The sequence below is a fragment of the Komagataeibacter ossonobensis genome, from assembly GCF_057359305.1.
On sequence record NZ_JBXAYQ010000049.1, the window covers coordinates 1 to 20,202 of the forward strand.

Consider the following 20,202-nt stretch of genomic DNA (forward strand, 5'->3'; position numbering starts at 1 on the left):
TAGATATGTTTTTAAAAAATATCTCCCCGGCTGAACGCAGCCAGAGCAGCCATGCCTGAACCGAATCAGCATGCAGCCTCCACCGCACACAGGCACCAGCCGATATACGCCCTCTTTCCCGACGCCGTGAAAACAGGAAAGCCGCAAATGCCTCCAATGATTAAGTCCCGTTTTTTCAATGGGTCACAGGGCAACGGTTATCGGCGCAATCCGTGGCTTGAAACCTCCCGGCCAATATCTACAGGCATTTTTCCAAAGCCCAGCGTACCCACCAGCACGCAGACCGCCGTTATGAGGAAAGCGATGTGAAGTTCCTTCAGGCTGACCGTCACATGGCCATACATACTTTCCAGGACCGTCAGGCAGAATGCTGTAATGGCTACCCCCGCGGTTGAACCGGTTTGCCCCAGAATGGACATGATGCTGGCAGCCCTGCTGCGTTCATCATGCCCCACATCGGCAAACGCAACGGTCGACAGGCTTGTCAATTGCAGGGAGCGGGTCATGCCCGCAAAGGCCAGCGACAGGCCAAGCCAGATGGCAGGCGTATCCGGTTTCAGAAATACGAAAGGCAACAGGGAAGCACACACAAGAAACCCGTTGAAGAACAGAACATTACGAAAACCAGCCCATCGGATGATGGCCGATGTGGCCGGCTTGATGCCCAGATTGGCGCAGAAATAGGCCAGCAGCCATGTGCCTGCACGCGCCGGTGAAAAACCAAAACCAAGCTGGAAGAACAGTGGCAGCAGGAACGGTGCTGACGAAAATACGGCCCGGAATATCAGCCCCGGATAAAGCGAGGCATAACGCAGGCTGGCCCGCTTCAGCGGTTCGAAGGAAAGAATGGGGGTGGGATGCCGCCGCAGGTGCCGGATTGCCGCGACACCCGTCATGATGCCCACCCCCATCAGCCCAAGGGCCACAAGCCGCGCCGTTCCTGTTTCAGCCGATCGCTGCAGTCCGGACAGGAGGCATGTCAGGCTGAGGGCACATAACCCGAACCCCCTGACATCCAGCCGGGGCGCCCCTTCGGGCGGTTCCGCCGGAACAACGCGCAGCACGCAGAATACGGCAATCAGGCCCACCGGCAGATTGAGCCAGAAATTCCACCGCCACCCTACGGTCTGGGTCAGGTAGCCACCCAAAACAGGCCCGATGATGGGTGCGCTGAGTGCTGGCCAGACCGTAACCGACTGCGCTTTCATCAGGTCACTTTTCGGCGTGTAGCGCAGGATGATGGACATGCCGACCGGCATCATGACAGCCCCCGCCAGTCCCTGCCCGATGCGCGCGCATACAAACGCCCCCAGTCCCTGCGCGATACCACACAGGAAGGACGAGAACGTGAAAAGCAGCATGGCCACCCACATCACGCGCTTTTCGCCGTATTTCATGGCCAGCCAGGCGGATACCGGCGAAATGGCGGCGGATGCCAGCATGTAGGCTGTAACCCCCAGCGAAAGGTCCAGCGTCCTGACCCCGAAGGATCTGGCCATGGCCGGAAGCGATGTATTGATGATGGCCCCATCCAGGTTCTGCATGAACGTGGCCATAGCCATGATAAAGACAAGAAGTGGCGAATAACGCGCAATCGCGGCACCGGGGACCGTCGCCTGCGTATGGGGATGCTGTGGGAAGGAATTTGACATGCAGGGCTGATTTTCCAGTGAATGACGTCGTCTGTCATAATGTCTGTTGGCCAGCATATGTATGTGGCGCTTCATGCCGCACGACCATACCCCCGCATGTGGTCGCGAATGCAACAGGGCATGTTCAACAGTGGGTTACGCCCGGGCGACCAGACGCGTGCCTGCATGGTTTTTTGTCAATCCTGACATAAATGCCGCTCGCCCTTTCTCTTTTCTACGCACTGCGGCGGGAGTGGATATACTCCCCCCGCAGACAGATCTGCATGGATTGGCGTGGAGTACGGGATTGGTAGCGGGGCATTCTGGCAATGATCGCCCGGACAGGCACGGATATGATGATCTTCCGGCGCACAAAGGGCACCGTTTTGTCCTTGTCGTGGAAGATGACATGGATATCCGCAGCCTGCTGACACGTTTCCTGTCACACAGGGGTTACCATGTTGCGTCCGCCATGACGGCGGCCGAAGTGCTGGCCATCATTACATTGCGACCGCCCGATATTGTCCTGCTTGACCTCATGCTGCCGAAGGAAAGCGGGCATGACATCTGCCGCCTGATCCGTGACAGAAGTGCTGCCCCGATCATCATGGTCACGGCCCTTGCCGATGTCCGCGAACGGATCGCGGGCCTTGACCTGGGGGCGGATGATTACATCAGCAAACCTTTCGACCTGGAGGAACTGGCCGCCCGCATGCGGGCCGTCCTGCGTCGGCCCCCCATCCCGGCCGGTCATGCCGCACGCGAACCCGGTTACAGATTCGGAAACTGGATCTTCACGCCGGAAAAACGCGCCCTTTACAGCACGGAAGGTGTGCGCATGACGCTGACCGGTGCCGAAACCGACCTGCTTCTGCTGCTGTGGAACCATGCCGGGACGTTACTGGGCCGCGATCGCATCATCGAACTGCTGTACAATTCACCGGGTGCCGTCGAGGAACGCACCATCGACCTGCTTGTCAGCCGCCTGCGCCGCAAGCTGGCCCATGGTGGGCGCCAGCTTGAAATGCTCCGGACCGTTCGTGGCGATGGTTATATATTCGACCCGGACATGACAGCCCCCGATGGGGAAGCGCCACAACGATGACGGGCCGTTTTTCCCTGCTTCCCCGCACGGTTTACGGGCAGATGGTCGCGATCGTGATCTCCAGCATGCTGGTTACCATTTTTGTCGTCGCCTTTCTGGTCGTGGCGCTGCGCCCGACCGTACCACCGCTGCCTGAAGGACCATGGCCGAACGCGCTGGCCATCGAGACGGCGATCGACGCCCTGCGTGCAAGCCCGATCGCCACGCGCGATGCCGTCGCACGCGGCATGTCCACGCCGGATATGCTGATCCAGACGACAGGCCCCTTTCCCTGCGCACCGATCCCGACCGAACATTTTTCGGTCCTGTTGCGGCGTATCCTCAAGGCACAACCGGGCAACCGCGACGCCACCATCATGGAATCAACCTGTGCCGCTGATTCAAGCGGCATGACCTCGACCCATATCGACATGCCCCGCGAAGGGATATTCATTACCGCCCATAACGGGATCAATCACCATCTGCCACAACTCATGCGCACGACGCTGCCGCTGATCGTGTCGTTCCTGTCGCTGCTGGTGATCATGGGTACCCTGTCGCTGTGGAGCCTGTGGCGCATCAACCGCCCGCTGAAAGTGCTGGCGAACAAGGCGGAAACCTTTGGCCATGACATCACGCCCGAACCCCTGACCGAACAGGGACCGTTGGAACTGCGCCGTGTCGCACGCGCCTTCAACCGCATGCAGGCCCGGATTGCGGCCGCCACCGAAGAACGCACCCGCATGCTCATGGCAATCGGCCACGACCTGCGCACGCCGCTGACCCGGCTGTCCATGCGGATCGAAATGGGCGGTGCCGACGCTGCGCCCGCCGCCCTGCGCAATGACCTGTGGCTCATGAACCGGATGCTGAACGGGGCGCTGTCGTTCCTGAAGGGTCAGGGTGACACGGAACCGGCCGAACGGGTTGATATCGGCGCGCTGGTGGAAAGCGTATGCGCGGAATTCGAGGCCATTGGCCGGAATGTAATCTATCAGGGTGATCTGGGCCTGACCTGCCTGTGCCAGCCTGTGGCCGTGGCCCGCATGGTCAATAACCTGATCGATAACGCCTGCAAATTTGGCAGCCAGGCGCAGGTTGACACAAGGCGGCACAACAATGAGGCCATTATCGAAGTGGCGGATAACGGTCCCGGCATCCCATCGGAAATGCACGATATCGTACTGCTGCCCTTCGCACGCCTGGACCCGGCCCGCAGTGCGGATGGCGGGCTGGGGCTGGGACTGTCAATCATTCACGATATCGTACAGCGCCATCGGGGCACGCTGACCTTTCATCACAACCAGCCATCTGGCCTGCGTGTGCGCATCGCCCTGCCCCTTGACCCGCATGGGACAAGACGCAGGCACCCTGAAACCCACGACGTCCATTAAGTGACCTGACCGCAAGGATGGATCCCGAGCAATGCACTGCGTCCGCACTCTCTCCAGAACAGGGAAAACCTTCATGAACCGCCGAAACCTGCTGAAGATGCTGGGGGCCGGGCTTATCATGCCCGCTGGCGCCATGGCGGCCACCCGCGGGAAGGGCGTGATGCTGATGAATCGCATCGGGCCATCGTCATCACAGCTTTACATCGCCAACGCAGATGGCAGTGGTGAACGACCATTTCTGCCGGGAGATGGCCTTGATTATCATGCGTCCTTTTCCCCGGATGGACAGTCCATCCTCTTTACATCGGAACGCAACGGGCTGGGACAGGCAGACATATTCCACGCCCGTCTGGACGGAACCGATGTCACGCCCCTGATCAGTCATCCATCAGTGGACGATGCCGCCGTCCTGTCGCCTGACGGCACGCATCTGGCCTTTGTTTCCACACGCGATGGCTACCGTGCGAATATCTGGGTCATGGACCTGCGGACGAAAAAGCTCCGCAACCTGACCGGGGCGGCCGGCGTGCAAGGCGACAAGGCGGGGCCGGACTGTTTCTTCCGCCCCGCATGGTCGCCCGATGGCAGGTGGCTGGCCTTTTCCTCCGACCGCAATACCCCGTGGCGCGGGCATGACAATGGCCGGGGGTGGGAACATACGCAGGCACTCAGCATCTACATAATCGGTGCGGATGGCCGGGGGTTCCGCCGCATTGCCGCCCGCCCAGACTACTGCCTTGGCTCCCCCAAATGGTCACCGGACGGTCGACGGGTGGTCTTTTATGAAATGCTGACCGAAAGCACGTGGGGGGCCAGACGGCCCGAAGGGGTCGCATCCGTCGTCTCCCAGATCGTATCCGTTGATGTCGGCACCGGGGAGCGGATCCAGCATACCTCCGGCCCGGGACTGAAGGTCTTTCCCCAGTTCGTAACAGCGCAGATCATCGGCTATCACCGCAAGGGCGGCCCGGATGAGGGGCTGGCCTATACCGCCGGCATTGCCAGCGTGCATCGGACGCTGCGTTCCCCCGCATGGTCCCCCGATGGGCGGCAGGTCGTGTACGAAAAAGCCAGCTTCAGACCCTTTGCCCAGAACCAGCCCCTGTACAGCTGGGATCCGGGGCGGGATTACCGGCATACGGATGTCTTTCCCGGCCTGTCACGTGATGGCAAGCTGGTACTGACGGAAAAGGCGCTCAATTCTTCCATCGCAATCATGAACCCGGATGGATCGGACCGGCAGCGGATCTTTGACGTCTCCAGAACACACCTCAACCAGATGCAGGTGGCGCATGGCATGGCCGGTGCGTTTGCCCCCGCCTGGTCACCGGATGGGCAGTGGATCGCCTTTGGCCTGGGCCAGTGGTTCCAGGCGCGCCGCACGGGCAAGGCAACGGTCATGCGCATGCGCCGCGACGGCAGCGCGGTCGAACCCCTGACCGATGGCACCATACATTCGGGTTTCCCCAGCTATTCCGCCGATGGCCAGCAGATCGTGTATCGGGTATGGGGCGAAAACAACATGGGCCTGCGCATACTGGACCTGCCGACCCGGCAGACACGGGTGCTGACCACCGCATATGACAACCTGCCCGGCTGGTCGCCCGATGGAAGCCGGATCGTGTTCACACGTCGGGTGGACGATGAAAATTATGATATTTTCACCATCCGGCCCGATGGAACCGGGCTGAAGCGGCTGACCACCTGCGGCGCCAATGACGGCCATGCCGTATGGACCGCCGATGGGCGGATCATGTGGTCCAGTGGCATATATGGTTTCCGTGACGAAGCGGCCCTGTATGACAATACATTCCAGCCTTACGGGCAGATCTTCATCATGAATGCCAATGGCAGCCACAAGCGTATCCTGACGGACAGCCTGTGGGAAGATTCCATGCCCCTGTATGTCCCGGCATGATGTCGCGATCATGGAGGATAACGGACAAGGCACGTCTTTCGGCAGGCCTCAAACCGCATCCCTTCAGCGGATACAGGAATGTTCATCGGCTTACTGCATGGGGGGCGTCTGCCCGGTGCCCTGCTGATCCTCCATTACCGGCTCCTGCCCTGCTGCTGGCCGGCCTGATGGAGAGTAGCCCTGTTTTACGTGTTTTTTCATATGTCGATGTTCAGATGGACCGGTTTCCGGTCCAGGTTGCCCATGCGGGGGCGCGGTGACGGGCTTCCCCGGTGATGAACGGGGGCGGCAAACTGGGCATGGACAGTCAGGGGTGCCCCGATGACCAGCACGACCAGACATAACGATGCTGTTTTTACAAAACAGGACATGGGAACCTCCCGATGACGCAGGACCAGCCCGCGCCATATGCCGCACACTACAAGTCAACGAATACACGATGCGGGGAGTTCCGCTGCCTTGGAAACTGCTGGAAAATAACAAAATTTTTTAGATGCCGCTTTTCAAAAAGGCGACGTCATTCGAAGCATTCTGAAAAGACTTCACCAGAAACGTCCTTATGATTGCAGGGTGTTTCCTGATCTGACTTTTCAAACAACCCCTCACCATGGCCTGAACCCACCTGTCCTGACCGGAGAAAACACCCATGACCGATGTATCAAGACGCAACTTCGTGACCGTAGGGGCAGCTTTCGCCGGTGCGGTCTCTGCCATGGGGCGTGGTATTCAGGCCGCCCATGCCGCAGCGGGTGGCAATGGCTTCATGGCCGCATCTACAGGTGGCCCGGACGGCCCCGACGGTCCCGGCCCCCACAAGCACCAAGCGCCGGGTCTGCAGGGCATCTGCGCGCTATGTGAAGTCACAGGCGGTGGGGAGAAGGTTTATGGCATCGCGGCAGAATATGATGTCGCGATCGACCCTGCCAGCCTGACGCATGATACCTTTGCCACGGCCGTCTTTCCCGCGGCCCGGGGATTTTTCGCGGGAATGCCGCAGGAACCGGACAAGAACGACACCACTGCGCCACCAACGCCGCGCCCTGTCATGGCCATCTATACCAATAACGAACCAGCACTGCGCCCGGACCGCAAGAGTATCGCCGGCAGATATGTCGTTACGGAATTCCGGCATGACCCGGACCTCAGCCTGCCCACAACCGACAGTGATCGGGTCGCGCTGACACAGGTCCGGGACGTCAGGACAACAGGTGGCACGGTATATGCCGCCAGCAAGACCATATGGAGCAACGCGGGCCGACGCGGAAACAGTGTTGCCATCCGTGGTGTCGATGCGTGGGAGCAGCATCACTGGTGGTGGGATGATACGCGTTCCGCCTGGCTTGAATACAGCATCTACCTGCCGAAATCCTTCCTGGAAAAAGGTGGGGAGAACAGGTCCTATCCCCTCGTCCTTGCCGTCACCCATTCCGGAACCAGTCCGGATGGTACCTGTGCCCAGACACTGACGGAACAGTGCATAGCCAGTATCTGGAGCCTGCCTGAAGAACAGGACCGGCACGAATGTGTCGTCATCACCCCACGCTACGAACGCACGACGATGAACGATTACTGGGAACATACATCCGATGTCGAGAACACCTACCGGCTTGTCGAATCCCTTCTCAGTAATACATGGAACTATGGCAATCCCAATCTGGATGACCGGCGTGACAAGGTCCTGAAGATCGATCCCGGACGGGTTTACTGCACCGGCTGGTCCATGGGGGCCATGACGTCGCTGTGGCTTATGGCGAAACACCCACAGACCTTTGCGGCGGGCCTGATCATCGCGGGGCAGCAGCGGCCCGGTGACCTTGCCCCCCTTGCCAGCCAGAAAGTCCTGATCATTACCGGGTCGGAGGATGACAAGGCCACGCCCTGGAATGAAAAATGCATACCGGTATGGGAACAGGCAGGCGGCAGGGTTGTCCGGCCATCGGAACACCTCGATCCCGCCCTCATTTTCCCGGTCGACAGTCAGCAGAAGCTGACCGATCAGGTCAATGGCTATCTTGCCCACGACGCCAACATCACCTTCCTGACCTTCGAAGGCGTCGATCACATGGGATCGGCGCGAAAATTCTTTTATATCAGGGCGGCAAGGGACTGGCTGTTCAGACAGTCAAAAGCGTGAACATACAGGCAGGCAGCAACGCGAATTTGAAAACGGTCCCGGATTGCATATTCATGTGACGATGATGCCAGACCATCTGTCGCCCGTCCCCATCCGCAACAGGTTGACAGATATCCCCCCAGGCGGCCATTCCCATTTTCCCGGGGGGGGGGGGGCCGCGTACGCCTTCCCCCGATGCCGGATGTCCCTTGATGACCGGCAATATGCATATTTGCGTCAGGCATTCCTGTCGCCGGGATGACGGGGATATGGCAATAATGCGCCAGACCGGTATGATCCCTACCGGTGGGAATAGGCGCCTGACCTGCTTCGTTCATACATCAGTCATCCATGCGCCACCGGCATTCTGAAGGGGAAACATCAATACCATGCGGACAGAAATGATACGGTGGACTGTATAGATGACATTACTGACCAACCGGTCCGTGGCGCAGGCGGATGATACACCGCAGTGGCGGCCGCTGTTGCATTACACGCCCCAACGCAACTGGATGAATGACCCCAATGGCCCGTTTTTCCACAAGGGGGTCTATCATCTTTTCTACCAGTACAATCCGGAAGCCCCGGAATGGGGCAATATGTCATGGGGACACGCGACCAGCACGGATATGCTGCATTGGCATGAGCAGGACGTGGCCCTGTCGTTCAATGAAACAAAAGACATCTTTTCCGGAACAGTCGTGGTGGATACGCATAATACGTCCGGGCTTGGCACATTGGACAACCCGCCACTGGTGGCATTGTACACCAGCGTTTTCAAACACAATGCATCCGATACGCCAGACGTGCAGGCCCAGTCCCTTGCCTACAGTCTTGATGATGGCCGGACGTGGAAATCCTATCACAAAGACCCTGTGCTGACATTGTCGCCCGCTTCACCCCATTTCCGCGATCCCGGCGTGTTCTGGTACGAACCCGGGGGTTACTGGGTCATGGCAACGGTCGTTGCGGATGCACCCAAGGTAAAGCTGTATAAATCAACCAACCTGACAGACTGGACGTGGCTTAGTGATTTCGGGCCTGTCGGTCTGGTCCGACCGGAAATCCTGTGGGAAATGCCATCGCTGTTTCCCTTGCCGCTGGATGGAAATGCCACGCAACCGAAATGGGTCCTGATGCTGGGGGTCAATCCATGGGGCATCGCAGGCGGGTCGGGCAGTCTTTATTTCGTCGGTTCCTTCGATGGCACGACATTCCGGCCGGAAGGACTACCACCCGAGGGATCAGGACCTGCGGCCTATGACTGGGTAGATCACGGGGCAGACCATTACGCCGCCATCGTATTTGCGGGCCTGCCTGCGGCCAGACCGGTTACCATCGGGTGGATGAGCAACTGGGACTATGCATCCCGGGTTCCGACTGCACCATGGAAGGGCCAGATGACCCTGCCCATGACCATGGCCCTCCGGACCATTGATGGCCGGCCACAGCTTTGCCTGACCCCTGACGGGCATTACACCGCATTGGTCGCTACCCATGCGGCACTGTCCTTTGACGGTATGCGACTTTCCTCGGCGCGACGCCTGCTGCCCGAAACCGTGCGTGGTCAGGTTATGGACATTGACATGCGCATGCATATGCATGGCGCGGATCGTGCCGGAATATGCGTGCGGGCTACTGTCGATGGTCATAGCGGCACGGAAATTGTCTATGACATGAAGAAACAGACACTGACCGTCGACCGGTCACGTTCGGGCCAGACAGATTTTTCGCCCGGGTTCAGCCATGAACACAGCGTCAGCATGCCTGCCCCGACAGGGGAAATTTCATTGCATGTCATTGTTGACCGCAATTCGGTAGAAGTTCTGTCGTGCAATGGTTCGGTTGTCATAACGGATCTTGTCTTTCCGCCAGCAGATGCCGATCGGATCATGATTTTTTCCGAAAACGGCATGACCGAATTCAGCCATTTGAAGGTCACCCCTCTTGACCGCAACCCGGAATAGGGCGGGAAATCATGGTGTCCGTTCTTCATGCAGGTGGCATGCATGGCATCTGCAGCTTGACGCGCGCTTATGCAATGTTACGATAAATCAACCATATAATCAGAAAAACTGTTACCCAGACCCTGTCTCCCTGCTTCCCTTAAGGCGGCTTCATGCATATCCGTGGATGTATCGGTATCATACTTCTGGTGTGCACAGGCATCCTCTTCTCAACTGACCGCAGGCAGATCAGGCCGCGCATCATCCTTGCCTGCCTTGGGCTTCAGGTCGCCATCGGGTTTATCGTCCTGCGCATCCCTGCCGGGCAGGCGCTGCTGCGCGCGGCATCAGGCATGGTGACGCACCTGCTGGCCTATGGTGATGAAGGCGGGCGGTTCCTGTTTGGCGCGCTGGCCGGGCCGCGGATGAATACGGTTTTTCCGGGGGAAGGCTATGTTTTTGCGTTTCAGGTGCTGCCATCGCTGGTCTATGTCAGCGCCCTGATCGCCATTCTGTACCATTGCGGCATCATGCAGGTCTTCGCGCGCGTGTTCGGGCGCGGGCTGCAGTGGCTGGCCGGGACATCACCCGTTGAATCCTTTGGCGCCATCATCACCATTTTTGTCGGGCAGAGCGAACTGCCGGTCGCCCTTGGCCCCTACCTTGCCACCATGGGCGGGACGGAACTGTTCAGCGTGCTGTGCAGTGGTACGGCATCCGTATCCGGTGCGACACTGGTGGGTTATGTCGGGCTGGGAATTCCGGCGCATTATCTGGTCGCCGCGTCCTTCATGGCCATACCCGGCGGGCTGCTTTTTGCCAAACTGCTTGACCCCCTCCCCCCCGGCTCGCCGCCCACGTCGCTTGCCACAGGCAATGCCGCCTATCATCGCGCCTTTTTTGAAGCCGTCATGGAAGGGGCACTGAATGGCACGCGCACTGCCGTATCGGTCGCGGCCATGCTGGTGGCGTGTATCGGGCTGATTGCGCTGGTCAACGGGATGTTGCAGGGCGTGGGCGGGGTTGTCGGCTGGCCTGCCCTGTCACTGGAATACCTTATGGGACTGCTGTTTGCCCCGGTCGCATGGCTGCTTGGCGTGCCATTGGCCGAATGTGGCACCGTGGGATCGGTGCTGGGGCTGAAGATGGTGGTCAACGAATTTGTCGCCTACCTGCATCTTGGTCCCGACATACGCGGCGGCGTGCTGTCGCCGCGGGCTGCCGCGATTGCGTCCTTCGCGCTATGCGGCTTTGCCAACCTGAGTTCCATCGGCCTGCTGGTTGCGGCCTTCGGCAGCCAGTGCCCCGACCGGCGCGAGGAAGTCGCCCGCCGCAGCACCCGCGCCGTGATGGCGGGCATGCTATCCAACCTGCTGAGTGCCGCGATCGCTGGTATCATCATCCAGTAACAATCCAACCGCGAAAAGGAATGAAACCCCAGTGGATGTGCAAAAGATCATAATCGATACGGACCCCGGTCAGGATGATGCCATTGCCATCATGATGGCGCTGGCGGCACCGCATCTGGAAATCCTTGGACTATCCACCGTAGCGGGCAACGTGCCGGTCAGCCAGACCGCCACGAATGCCTGCAAGATACTGGAACTGGCAGGCCGGGCGGATATCCCGGTATATGCCGGGTGCACCGCCCCCCTGCGACGCACGCCCATCACGGCCGAACATGTGCATGGCCGGACCGGCATGGATGGCCCGGATCTGCCACAACCGGCACTGCGCCCACAGGACCAGCATGCCGTGGACTTCCTGATTGATACAGTCCGTGCCCATGCTGCAGGCAGTATAACCGTGGTTACCCTTGGTCCCATGACCAACCTTGCCGTAGCGTTGATCAAGGCGCCCGATATTGCGGCACGCATCGGGCAGGTTGTCGCCATGGGCGGGGCCTATTCCGAATGTGGCAACATAACCCCCAGTGCCGAGTTCAATATATTCGCTGATCCCGATGCGGCGGACATTGTATTGCGCAGGCAGTTGCCACTGACGCTGGTCCCGCTGGATATCACACATCAATTCCTGATCAACGCATCGCGTCTGGCCCGCCTGCGCGCCCTGCCCGGTCGTTGCGCGCAGGCGGCGGCAGCCATGCTGGGATTTTCCGAACGGTTCGACCTTCAGAAATATGGATGGGATGGTGCCCCGCTACATGATCCCTGCACCATCGGCTGGCTGCTGGCGCCAGACCTGTTTGCAGGTCGCACGGTCAATGTTTCGGTCGAGGTGGACAGCCCCCTCATGCAGGGGGCCACAGCCGTGGACTGGTGGCAGGTCACCGACCGACCGCGCAATGCGCTTTTCCTGCGCAAGGTGGACAGCGCTGCATTGTGGGAGGTCGTGCTGACACAGTTAAGCGGCCTGCCCTGATATAATAACGGACAAAGCCTGCATGGTACCTGCCATGCGACTTCGTTTCATACCCTGCGTGTGTAACCAGATAAAAACGCATTCCCACGAAGGGTATGTGACATGTCCCCCTGCAACGCGTAATTTACATGATATCAGCATCTACCAGACCACCTGCATGACCGCCTGGTTTGTGAACAATTTATTCAGGGGTCGGGCTGCATTGGGGTATAACAGGCTGGCCCGCCATGACTGCCTTTGTAAAGGCTTCTGAATCCGGCAGGGATGCATTGACGGTCTGGTCGTGGTTCAGTCCCTTGTAGACATGCGCCTGCACAATCGTCCCCGCGGCGCAGGCTGCCTTGACAAGCCCCAACTGCAGCGGCGGCGGAACATCACGGTCCAGTTCGCCTGTTCCCATGAACAGCGGCTGCGGAAGTTTCATGGTCGGATATTTCATTGCCAGCAGGGCGGGCGCAAGGGTTTTCAGGAAACCAGGCTTCAGGGAATTGCTGAAATTCAGTCCGTCCTCCATTACCTTATCCGTCAGTTCATGCACACATAGATCTGCAGCCGCCCGGTATGCAGGCATCGCCTTTGGGGTAAAGGTGTCTTCAGGACGGAAAGCAGGATCGTAGCCGGCCAGACCCTGTGCAAGATATAGGACATAGACCATAACGGGATTATAGCCGCCCTTTGCCTGATCCAGTGCGGTCATCTGCTGCAGCAGTTCTTGCGTGATATAGGGCGCGCCCGTGGCCACCGTTCCGCGGATATTCAGTTCAGGCGCATAAACGGGGGCGAAAGCGGCCGAAGCAAATGCAGCCCCGCCACCCTGCGACTGTCCAACAATCATGATTTTGTTTTGTAGCCCCGGGACCCCGGCAAGTGCCGCGCGCACGCCATCCAGCAGGCTGTAAGCCTCTACGCGGGTATCGAGATAGGCATGCGTGCCGGGCGTGCCCAGCCCCTGATAATCGGTCCCGACCACGGCAAAGCCACGTTTCATCCATTCTGACAGATAGCGACGGTTTCGTTCGGTCCATGGATTGTTGGACGGCGCGCAATGGTCAGCAACCCCTACCGTGCCATGGGCCCAGGCCACGATCGGCCAGCCACCTGCTGGCGGCTTGCCAGTGGGCAGGATGACTTCCGCCGTCACGGGGGCAAGTCCCCTGTCCGTCACACCATTCGTGGAAAGGTAAGTAATGCGCACCGATCGCCCCGCATCGGGCAGGCTGAAAGATGGCGCCAGGGTTTCCGATGCACTCAGCGTGCCCGGCCCGATCCGGGCGGCAGCCGTGGCGGCATGGGCACCGACACTCAGGGCAGGAAAACAGATACCCGCAAGCAGGCCCGCAACCGTAAGACTGGAACGACAGAACAGCATGGTAAATCCTTTTGTAGTGAGATCCTTGCTTGACCCACCCTGAAATTCGAACTTATCAATGATAAGATATCTCCCCCAACCTGTTGTCAAGGATGATGGCAGGCAGGGCGATCATGGGAGTGCAGGTAATGGAACGGCAGAAAGCCAAGAAAAATTACCATCATGGGGACCTGCGGGCGGCACTTCTGCGTTCGGCCCGTGCCCTGCTGGAACAGCAGGGAATTACAGCCCTTGGCCTGCGTGCCATAACGCGCCATGCTGGCGTTTCCTCTGCGGCGGCCGTCCCGCATTTCGGAAATCTTGCGGGCCTGCTGAGTGCGCTGGCAAGCATTGGCCATGAAGAACTGGCTGCCGCCCTTGAACCCGTTCTTGAAAAGGGCACCCATGCCGCCGGGCTGGTTTACGTGCGCTTTGCCATTCACAATCCAGGCCTGTTTACCCTGATGTTTCGCAGTGACGTGATTGACCGGGGCGATACCGCGCTGGCTGCAGCCTCCGCCCGGACTTCACACATGCTGACCCTATTGATTGACAACATGGCAGATCACCAGCCCCGGCGGACACGCAGCGGAACACGCGCGGCCCACTGGGGCAAGGTACATGGACTGGCTGTCCTGGCCATTGACGGGCTTCTGGATGCCCTCCTGTCCAGCCAGGGGGAAGAAATGTCGCTTGAGGGGTTGCTTGATGACGCCTTGCGGTAACAGACATGACCAGTTTTTCCCTGCCCGTGACGCATGCGGGAACTGAATCCGACAGATCAACGGCTTCGGCCCATGCCTGACGGGAATAACGGCCCACGCAGACTGTATTGAATCCTGTTAGCAGGGCCGGAAAAGACAGAACAGTCCCCCCGATCACCTGCTGGAGACCACGGCATACAGCACTTGCGATCGGGACGATGTAACAGGTATCAGGCATTAAGAAATAATGTCACAGTCCTGATATTCATACTAATTAGTCTTCATCCATGACTATGCACCCTTCAAAACCCGAAGACCAAGGGGGCGTTTTTACGACAAAATGCATTCCTGCTAATCGTCATATCTGTAAGAAGCTGTTTGAAACAGCCTGCAATCATAAGAAAGTCTCGGGCGAAGCTTTTTTCAAAAAGTTTCGAAGACCGCTGCCTTTAAAAAAAAGCAGCATCCAAAGACTTTTATTTTTTATTAACGAACTGTTTTCAAATACCTTCCATGTATCCGCTTAACATCCGTCATCATGGGTTTTGTAACTTTACCCAATCTGTGATGTATTTCCCCATTTTTTTGAAAATAAATACGGATGCATCGATATGGTCCGCGTGACAGGCAGCGGGAGCAGATAACTGACGGCACGCCCACCTTTCCCACCATGAAAAGCAGGTCGGTTGACCCGGAATTACAGCCCAAGCTCAGACAGCCCCGGATGATTATCTGGCCGGCGCCCCTGTGGCCAGTGAAACAACCGGTCCCCAGCAGCAATTGCCAGGTCGTTGATTGAGGCAAAGCGATAGCGCATAAGCCCCACCTCATCGAATTCCCACATCTCATTGCCATAGGACCGGAACCAGCATCCCGTTGCGTCACGCCATTCATAAGCAAAACGGACCGCCATACGATTATTGCGAAAGCCCCAGAATTCCTTGATCAAACGGTAATCATGCTCCATGGCCCATTTGTGCGTGAGAAAAGAGACGATTTCACTCCGTCCCTTGATAAAGGTCGTACGGTTGCGCCACTGGCTGTCCACTGTATAGGCCTGCGCAACCTGCACGGGATTGCGGCTGTTCCAGGCATCTTCAGCAAGACGGACCTTTATCGCAGCGGTTTCAGCATCAAATGGGGGAAACGGCGGTCGTGACATGGAAACTCCTGATCTGGTCCCAAAGTAAGGGAGACAGGACTATTGTAGTTCCTGCACGGGATTAACGAAATGAAAATGATCCCTTATTTCAGGACAGGATCCGGTCCATTGGCTTTGTGCTCTATCCCGCAGGCCTCGCCACGACGCCTGAAGGTACCGGGCATACCATCAGGCGACATTATGACCTGACGATGCACGCAATGGTGGAGCGGATCAGTCGTCATCAAAGCCAAACATGCGAACACTGGCGCCGGATGGGACGGGAGTGTCTGATACCCCTGTCGCCATTGGGAATGATCCGCCGCCATGCCGGTGCCGGTCTGCATGACTGGCACCGGCGGGTCACGGAACAGGGCGATCAGCCGCCGTAAAAGACTTTTTCACCCAGATCCTTCATGTGCAGGATGGCTTCATCGGGGCGCCCCGTAATCTGCTGGTTCAGGTGTACGTTTGTGACCTCGGCAACGAAGGTATGGTGGTCGCCCAGTTCCACGATGTGGCGCACCTTCAGTTCGACTGCGGCCGGCACGCTGGTCAGGATAGGTGCGCCATTCTCGGCCCAGCGGATATCCTGCCCGCCCAGCTTGCCATCAGCGTATTCGGCGGGTTTGAAGAACGCGAAGGCCAGACCGCCCTGCCCCTGACCCAGAATGTTGAGCACCAGATCGCGGCTTTCACGCGCCGCGGCATAAACAGCGGAATCCGTCTTGATGCCAAGGGCCAGAAGCGGCGGGGCAAAACTGGTCTGGGTCACCCAGTTGATCGTGGCGGACGCAATGGTGGTCTCTTTCGTTCCGGCCGTCAGCACATAGAGACCATACGGAATCATCCGCAACGTGGTTTTCTTGGCCTGTTCATCCATGATGCATTCTCCTTTGTGATTCTTATGCCAAGAATGACGCGACGGAACGGGATATGTCCAGCGACCGGCCCGGAATGGCTGACCATCAGGTATCAGGCAGCGTATGTGGTTTACCCATAACCGGGCAGGCGCATGAAGCCATATGAATCTGCTGGTGGCAGGACAGGAAAAAACCCTGGCCGGTCCAATCTCTCCGCGTTGACGTAGTGCGGCATCCCCCCTAAGAGTGCGCGTCCCGAACCAGCGAAGCCCGAACCGGCGTAGCCTTTGACCGAGCGCCGGAGGCGCTGCCTGACCATGTCCATGACATTCGCCGATCTTTCCCTGACACCGTCCCTGCTCAGTGCATTGGCCGAGGAAGGGTATACCCACCCCACCCCGATTCAGGCCCGGTCAATTCCATTGCTGCTGGAAGGTCGCGACCTGCTGGGCATGGCCCAGACCGGAACGGGCAAGACCGCCGCCTTTGCGCTGCCCCTGCTGCATCGCCTTGCCACAACGCCACGCCCGGCCCCCGCAGGTGGCGCCCGCGTTCTGGTATTGGCCCCCACGCGCGAACTGGTTTCTCAGATCGCTGATGGTTTCGAGCGCTTCGGTCGCCATCTACGCCCCAGCGTGACAACAATTTTTGGCGGCGTCAGCCAGTTTCACCAGATCAATGCGCTCAAGGCAGGCGTGGACATCATCGTGGCCACGCCGGGGCGGTTGCTGGATCTGATCAATCAGGGCCTGTGCGACCTGTCGCAGCTTGAGGCACTGGTACTGGACGAGGCCGACCAGATGCTCGACATGGGCTTCGCCAAACCGATCGAGCATATTGTCGCGGCACTGCCAGACGACCGGCACACATTGCTGTTTTCGGCAACGATGCCGAAATCCATCACGGCATTGGCCGAACGCCTGCTGCGCGACCCGGCAAAAGTCGAGATCACGCCGCCCTCGACCACCGTTGACCGGATCGAGCAGTCGGTCATGTTTGTCGATTCCGCCGACAAGAAAGCGGCGCTGCTGGCGCTGCTGCAGACGCCGGGAATGGGCCAGGCCGTGGTCTTTACCTTGCAGAAGAATATTGCCAACGAAGTCTGCGCCTTCATTACCGAAGCAGGCATCACGGCCGAAGCCCTGCATGGCAACAGGTCGCAGGGCCAGCGCGAACGTGCGCTTGATGCCTTCCGCACTAGCGCGGCACAGGTGCTGGTGGCAACAGATATCGCAGCGCGTGGCATCGACGTTGATACGGTGACGCATGTTTTCAATCATGACCTGCCCAGCCTGCCGGAAAGCTATGTCCACCGCATAGGCCGCACCGGGCGCGCTGGGCGCAATGGTTTCGCCATAACCCTGTGCGATGCTGAACAGCGTGCCTGGCTGCGGGATGTAGAACGTGAAATCGGTCGCCCCCTGACCGTGCAGGCCGATCATCCGTGGCATTCGGAAGCGGCACGGAATTCGACCATGCGGCCACCGGCCCTGGGCGGTGGGCCGGTCAAGCAGGTCAAGCCGCAGAAAAAGCGCGAGCGGAAAGTCTGGACCGAAGAAGAAAAGAATGCCGCGCGGGCAGCAGCAAGGGCAGCAGCAGAGACCGCCTGATCATATATGGCGACATGCCAGGCAGTCAGATTGCAAGACGTCACTGACGTATATCATGACGTGATCGACATCTTCCATGATGACTGCGTGGTTTGTGGCCCTGTCGCCAGGATATCGGATGCCCGGTCGCTTCTGAAGGCGTTCGGTTCCTTGTCCATTAGGTGAACGGCCACCCGCAATTTACCAGGCTCAGGACCTATTAATGTATTGAACTGAGTGGGGCATTGTGATTCACAGGCTTACCGATGGAGGTGAGGCTGTGAGTGAGGTATTTTTGCTATCTGAGAGCCAGATGGAACGGATCAGGCCGTTTTTTCCCTCTGGCTCATGGGGTTCCGCGTGTGGATGACCGCCATATTCGGAGCGGGATTGTTTACGTGATCCGCAACGGTCTTCAGTGGAAAGATGCCCCGAAAGCGTATGGTCCGCACAAGACCTTATACAACCGCTTTATCCGGTGGAGCCGCCTGGGTGTCTTTGACCGGATCTTCGTCGCCCTGACAGAACAGGCTGGCCGTTCGAAGCGTCTGATGATCGATGCGACACATCTGAAAGCGCACCGGACAGCAGCCTCTCTACTTAAAAAGGGGGTTTTCCCTGCCATATCGGACGTACGAAGGGCGACCTGAACTCAAAACTCCATGCCGTGTGCGATGATCAGGGCCGACCAGTCCGGCTTCATCCGACTGCTGGACAGGTCAGTGACTTCAAAGGCACGGACGTACTTTTGGCAGATTTTCCTGATGAGACAGAAAAAGTCATCGGGGACAGAGGCTATGCCGGTTATTGCTTGCAGAACGCAATATCACAGCTTGTATTCCTCCAAAGGAGGATCGGTAATCAAAGCCGCCTTACAATTGGCACCTGTATAAAAAGCGCCACCCCATCGAAAACATGTTCGCAAAACTGAAAGACTGGAGACGTGTTGCGACCAGATATGATCGCTACGCCCATACATTCATCTCCGCAATCCATATCGCAGCAACTTTCATCTTCTATCCTAAAGAATGCGTCCTGAGCCTAATATCATGTTCTGCTGCCCATGCAGATATGTCCTTACGTGCAGCGCGGGAAACAGATCCCCGGCGTAAACAGGCTGCTCCGCTGCATACCGGCGCCATGGGGAAAAAAGTCAACCAGCATGGCAAAACGCGGCCCGGAAGCGCCAAGGTCAAGCAGCCATATAGTCTGTACAACCAGCCTGTCGCGCTGCATGGTCTGGTGGCTGGCCAATACTTCCCGCACGACATTAACCCGCTGCATACCGGGATGGAACCAGCATGGCTTCACACGGCTCCGCCATGCAGACAAGGCGCCGGATGTTGGGCAGGTCCGGCTGCGCCCGGAATGCACAGGCAATCTGCACCCGCTTGCCCAGTTCGACCACGGCGGCCTGCATACGCTCCCCCGGTGGCAGGGCAAGGATACGGGCGGGCATTTCATCCACCCGGCTGGCGAGTGCACTGACCTTGCCATCAACCAGCCGGGCCGCGACCTGCCTGCACCGTTCGGGCATGTTGTTCACAAAGGTAGTCAGCCCCAGCGCGCGCAGGGAGGCCTGATCAACCGCAAGCTGTTTAATGATCTCAGGATCAATCATTATGATGGTATAGCCCTCCCCCCGATGGAGAAAGCGTACCAATCAATGATAAAAGTTAAATATACTTTAATAGAAATATATAAATTACTGTGTTTACAAAATGAAATCATACTTTAATGTATAAAAAATACACCTGAACACCGATTCTATTATATGCCATCATGCCTGTTCCCATACAGGCTTCGCATTGTAACACGGATCCGGTCGGGGATTGCCCTGCTGTCCCTGTCTTAATTGCATTGTTCGTCCAGGAAGAATTTGCCCATTCGCCTGAACCATCGGGCATTTTGCCACGGGGCGCAGCAGCCTCAGTTTGCCAGTATCAGGCTCCATCAGCCTGTTGACCCGAACACTGACCGTCGATATCGCACGGCGCAATGCCTGAACCAGTCATGCTCAGTTCACCCCGGATCTGTTATGTGGCCTGAGACTGAAATTGTATAGGGCATGCCGGATGCAGGCAACCTT

Annotated in this window: 16 protein-coding genes and 1 pseudogene; 10 read left to right on the forward strand and 7 right to left on the reverse strand. The window is 58.3% G+C overall.

Annotated features, from left to right (window positions below):
- Positions 1–197 precede the first annotated feature (197 nt).
- Positions 198–1,652, reverse strand: coding sequence for an MFS transporter (locus AC1RQ9_RS16490; RefSeq protein WP_485987858.1), 1,455 nt, complete (start codon positions 1,650–1,652; stop codon positions 198–200).
- A gap of 388 nt (positions 1,653–2,040) precedes the next feature.
- Between AC1RQ9_RS16490 and AC1RQ9_RS16495 the strand changes: the two genes are divergently transcribed.
- The 3 genes from AC1RQ9_RS16495 to AC1RQ9_RS16505 all read left to right on the forward strand — a co-directional run bounded on the left by AC1RQ9_RS16495 (position 2,041) and on the right by AC1RQ9_RS16505 (position 6,027).
- Positions 2,041–2,736 (forward strand): response regulator transcription factor, encoded by a 696-nt coding sequence (locus AC1RQ9_RS16495; RefSeq protein WP_253073243.1) that lies wholly within the window; start codon positions 2,041–2,043, stop codon positions 2,734–2,736.
- Positions 2,733–4,109, forward strand: a complete 1,377-nt coding sequence (locus tag AC1RQ9_RS16500; RefSeq protein WP_485987859.1) for an ATP-binding protein — start codon at positions 2,733–2,735, stop codon at positions 4,107–4,109. The genes AC1RQ9_RS16495 and AC1RQ9_RS16500 overlap by 4 nt, the downstream gene beginning before the upstream one ends.
- A 73-nt stretch (positions 4,110–4,182) precedes the next feature.
- Entirely contained in the window at positions 4,183–6,027 is a 1,845-nt protein-coding gene (locus AC1RQ9_RS16505; RefSeq protein WP_485987861.1) for a hypothetical protein, read from the forward strand.
- A 197-nt stretch (positions 6,028–6,224) separates the two neighbouring features.
- On the opposite strand, the gene AC1RQ9_RS16510 is transcribed toward AC1RQ9_RS16505, so the two are convergent.
- Positions 6,225–6,398, reverse strand: a complete 174-nt coding sequence (locus AC1RQ9_RS16510; RefSeq protein ID WP_485987862.1) for a hypothetical protein — start codon at positions 6,396–6,398, stop codon at positions 6,225–6,227.
- A gap of 275 nt (positions 6,399–6,673) precedes the next feature.
- Here AC1RQ9_RS16510 and AC1RQ9_RS16515 point away from each other — a divergent pair, with 275 nt between their 5' ends.
- The 4 genes from AC1RQ9_RS16515 to AC1RQ9_RS16530 all read left to right on the forward strand — a co-directional run bounded on the left by AC1RQ9_RS16515 (position 6,674) and on the right by AC1RQ9_RS16530 (position 12,468).
- Entirely contained in the window at positions 6,674–8,161 is a 1,488-nt protein-coding gene (locus AC1RQ9_RS16515; RefSeq protein ID WP_485987863.1) for a prolyl oligopeptidase family serine peptidase, read from the forward strand.
- Between the two features lie 401 nt (positions 8,162–8,562).
- A complete protein-coding gene (locus tag AC1RQ9_RS16520; RefSeq protein ID WP_485987864.1) occupies positions 8,563–10,107 on the forward strand; it encodes a glycoside hydrolase family 32 protein in 1,545 nt (514 codons plus the stop codon).
- A 152-nt stretch (positions 10,108–10,259) separates the two neighbouring features.
- The gene (locus tag AC1RQ9_RS16525) at positions 10,260–11,495 is read left to right on the forward strand and encodes a NupC/NupG family nucleoside CNT transporter (RefSeq protein ID WP_485987866.1); all 1,236 of its coding nucleotides are present in this window, start codon (positions 10,260–10,262) and stop codon (positions 11,493–11,495) included.
- Between the two features lie 31 nt (positions 11,496–11,526).
- A complete protein-coding gene (locus AC1RQ9_RS16530) occupies positions 11,527–12,468 on the forward strand; it encodes a nucleoside hydrolase (protein WP_485987867.1) in 942 nt (313 codons plus the stop codon).
- A gap of 181 nt (positions 12,469–12,649) precedes the next feature.
- Here the strand turns inward: AC1RQ9_RS16530 and AC1RQ9_RS16535 are convergent, their stop codons facing one another.
- Positions 12,650–13,837: a lipase family protein gene (locus AC1RQ9_RS16535; RefSeq protein ID WP_485987868.1), complete on the reverse strand. Its 1,188-nt coding sequence runs from the start codon at positions 13,835–13,837 to the stop codon at positions 12,650–12,652.
- A gap of 113 nt (positions 13,838–13,950) precedes the next feature.
- Here AC1RQ9_RS16535 and AC1RQ9_RS16540 point away from each other — a divergent pair, with 113 nt between their 5' ends.
- Positions 13,951–14,541 (forward strand): TetR/AcrR family transcriptional regulator, encoded by a 591-nt coding sequence (locus AC1RQ9_RS16540; RefSeq protein ID WP_485987869.1) that lies wholly within the window; start codon positions 13,951–13,953, stop codon positions 14,539–14,541.
- Between the two features lie 676 nt (positions 14,542–15,217).
- On the opposite strand, the gene AC1RQ9_RS16545 is transcribed toward AC1RQ9_RS16540, so the two are convergent.
- Together AC1RQ9_RS16545 and AC1RQ9_RS16550 are read right to left on the reverse strand one after the other, a co-directional pair.
- The gene (locus AC1RQ9_RS16545; RefSeq protein WP_485987870.1) at positions 15,218–15,682 is read right to left on the reverse strand and encodes a nuclear transport factor 2 family protein; all 465 of its coding nucleotides are present in this window, start codon (positions 15,680–15,682) and stop codon (positions 15,218–15,220) included.
- Positions 15,683–16,040: 358 nt separating this feature from the next.
- Positions 16,041–16,544 (reverse strand): flavin reductase family protein, encoded by a 504-nt coding sequence (locus tag AC1RQ9_RS16550; RefSeq protein WP_485987872.1) that lies wholly within the window; start codon positions 16,542–16,544, stop codon positions 16,041–16,043.
- A 297-nt stretch (positions 16,545–16,841) separates the two neighbouring features.
- Between AC1RQ9_RS16550 and AC1RQ9_RS16555 the strand changes: the two genes are divergently transcribed.
- Complete coding sequence (locus AC1RQ9_RS16555) at positions 16,842–18,134, forward strand: DEAD/DEAH box helicase (protein ID WP_485987873.1); 1,293 nt, start codon at positions 16,842–16,844, stop codon at positions 18,132–18,134.
- 259 nt (positions 18,135–18,393) lie between these two features.
- Positions 18,394–19,133: pseudogene (locus tag AC1RQ9_RS16560) on the forward strand (IS5 family transposase); the annotation flags it as partial.
- A gap of 57 nt (positions 19,134–19,190) precedes the next feature.
- On the opposite strand, the gene AC1RQ9_RS16565 reads toward AC1RQ9_RS16560, so the two are convergent.
- The gene (locus AC1RQ9_RS16565) at positions 19,191–19,397 is read right to left on the reverse strand and encodes a hypothetical protein (RefSeq protein WP_485987874.1); all 207 of its coding nucleotides are present in this window, start codon (positions 19,395–19,397) and stop codon (positions 19,191–19,193) included.
- Positions 19,384–19,734 (reverse strand): hypothetical protein, encoded by a 351-nt coding sequence (locus tag AC1RQ9_RS16570; protein WP_485987876.1) that lies wholly within the window; start codon positions 19,732–19,734, stop codon positions 19,384–19,386. Before AC1RQ9_RS16570 ends, AC1RQ9_RS16565 begins: the two co-directional genes overlap by 14 nt.
- Positions 19,735–20,202: the final 468 nt, after the last annotated feature.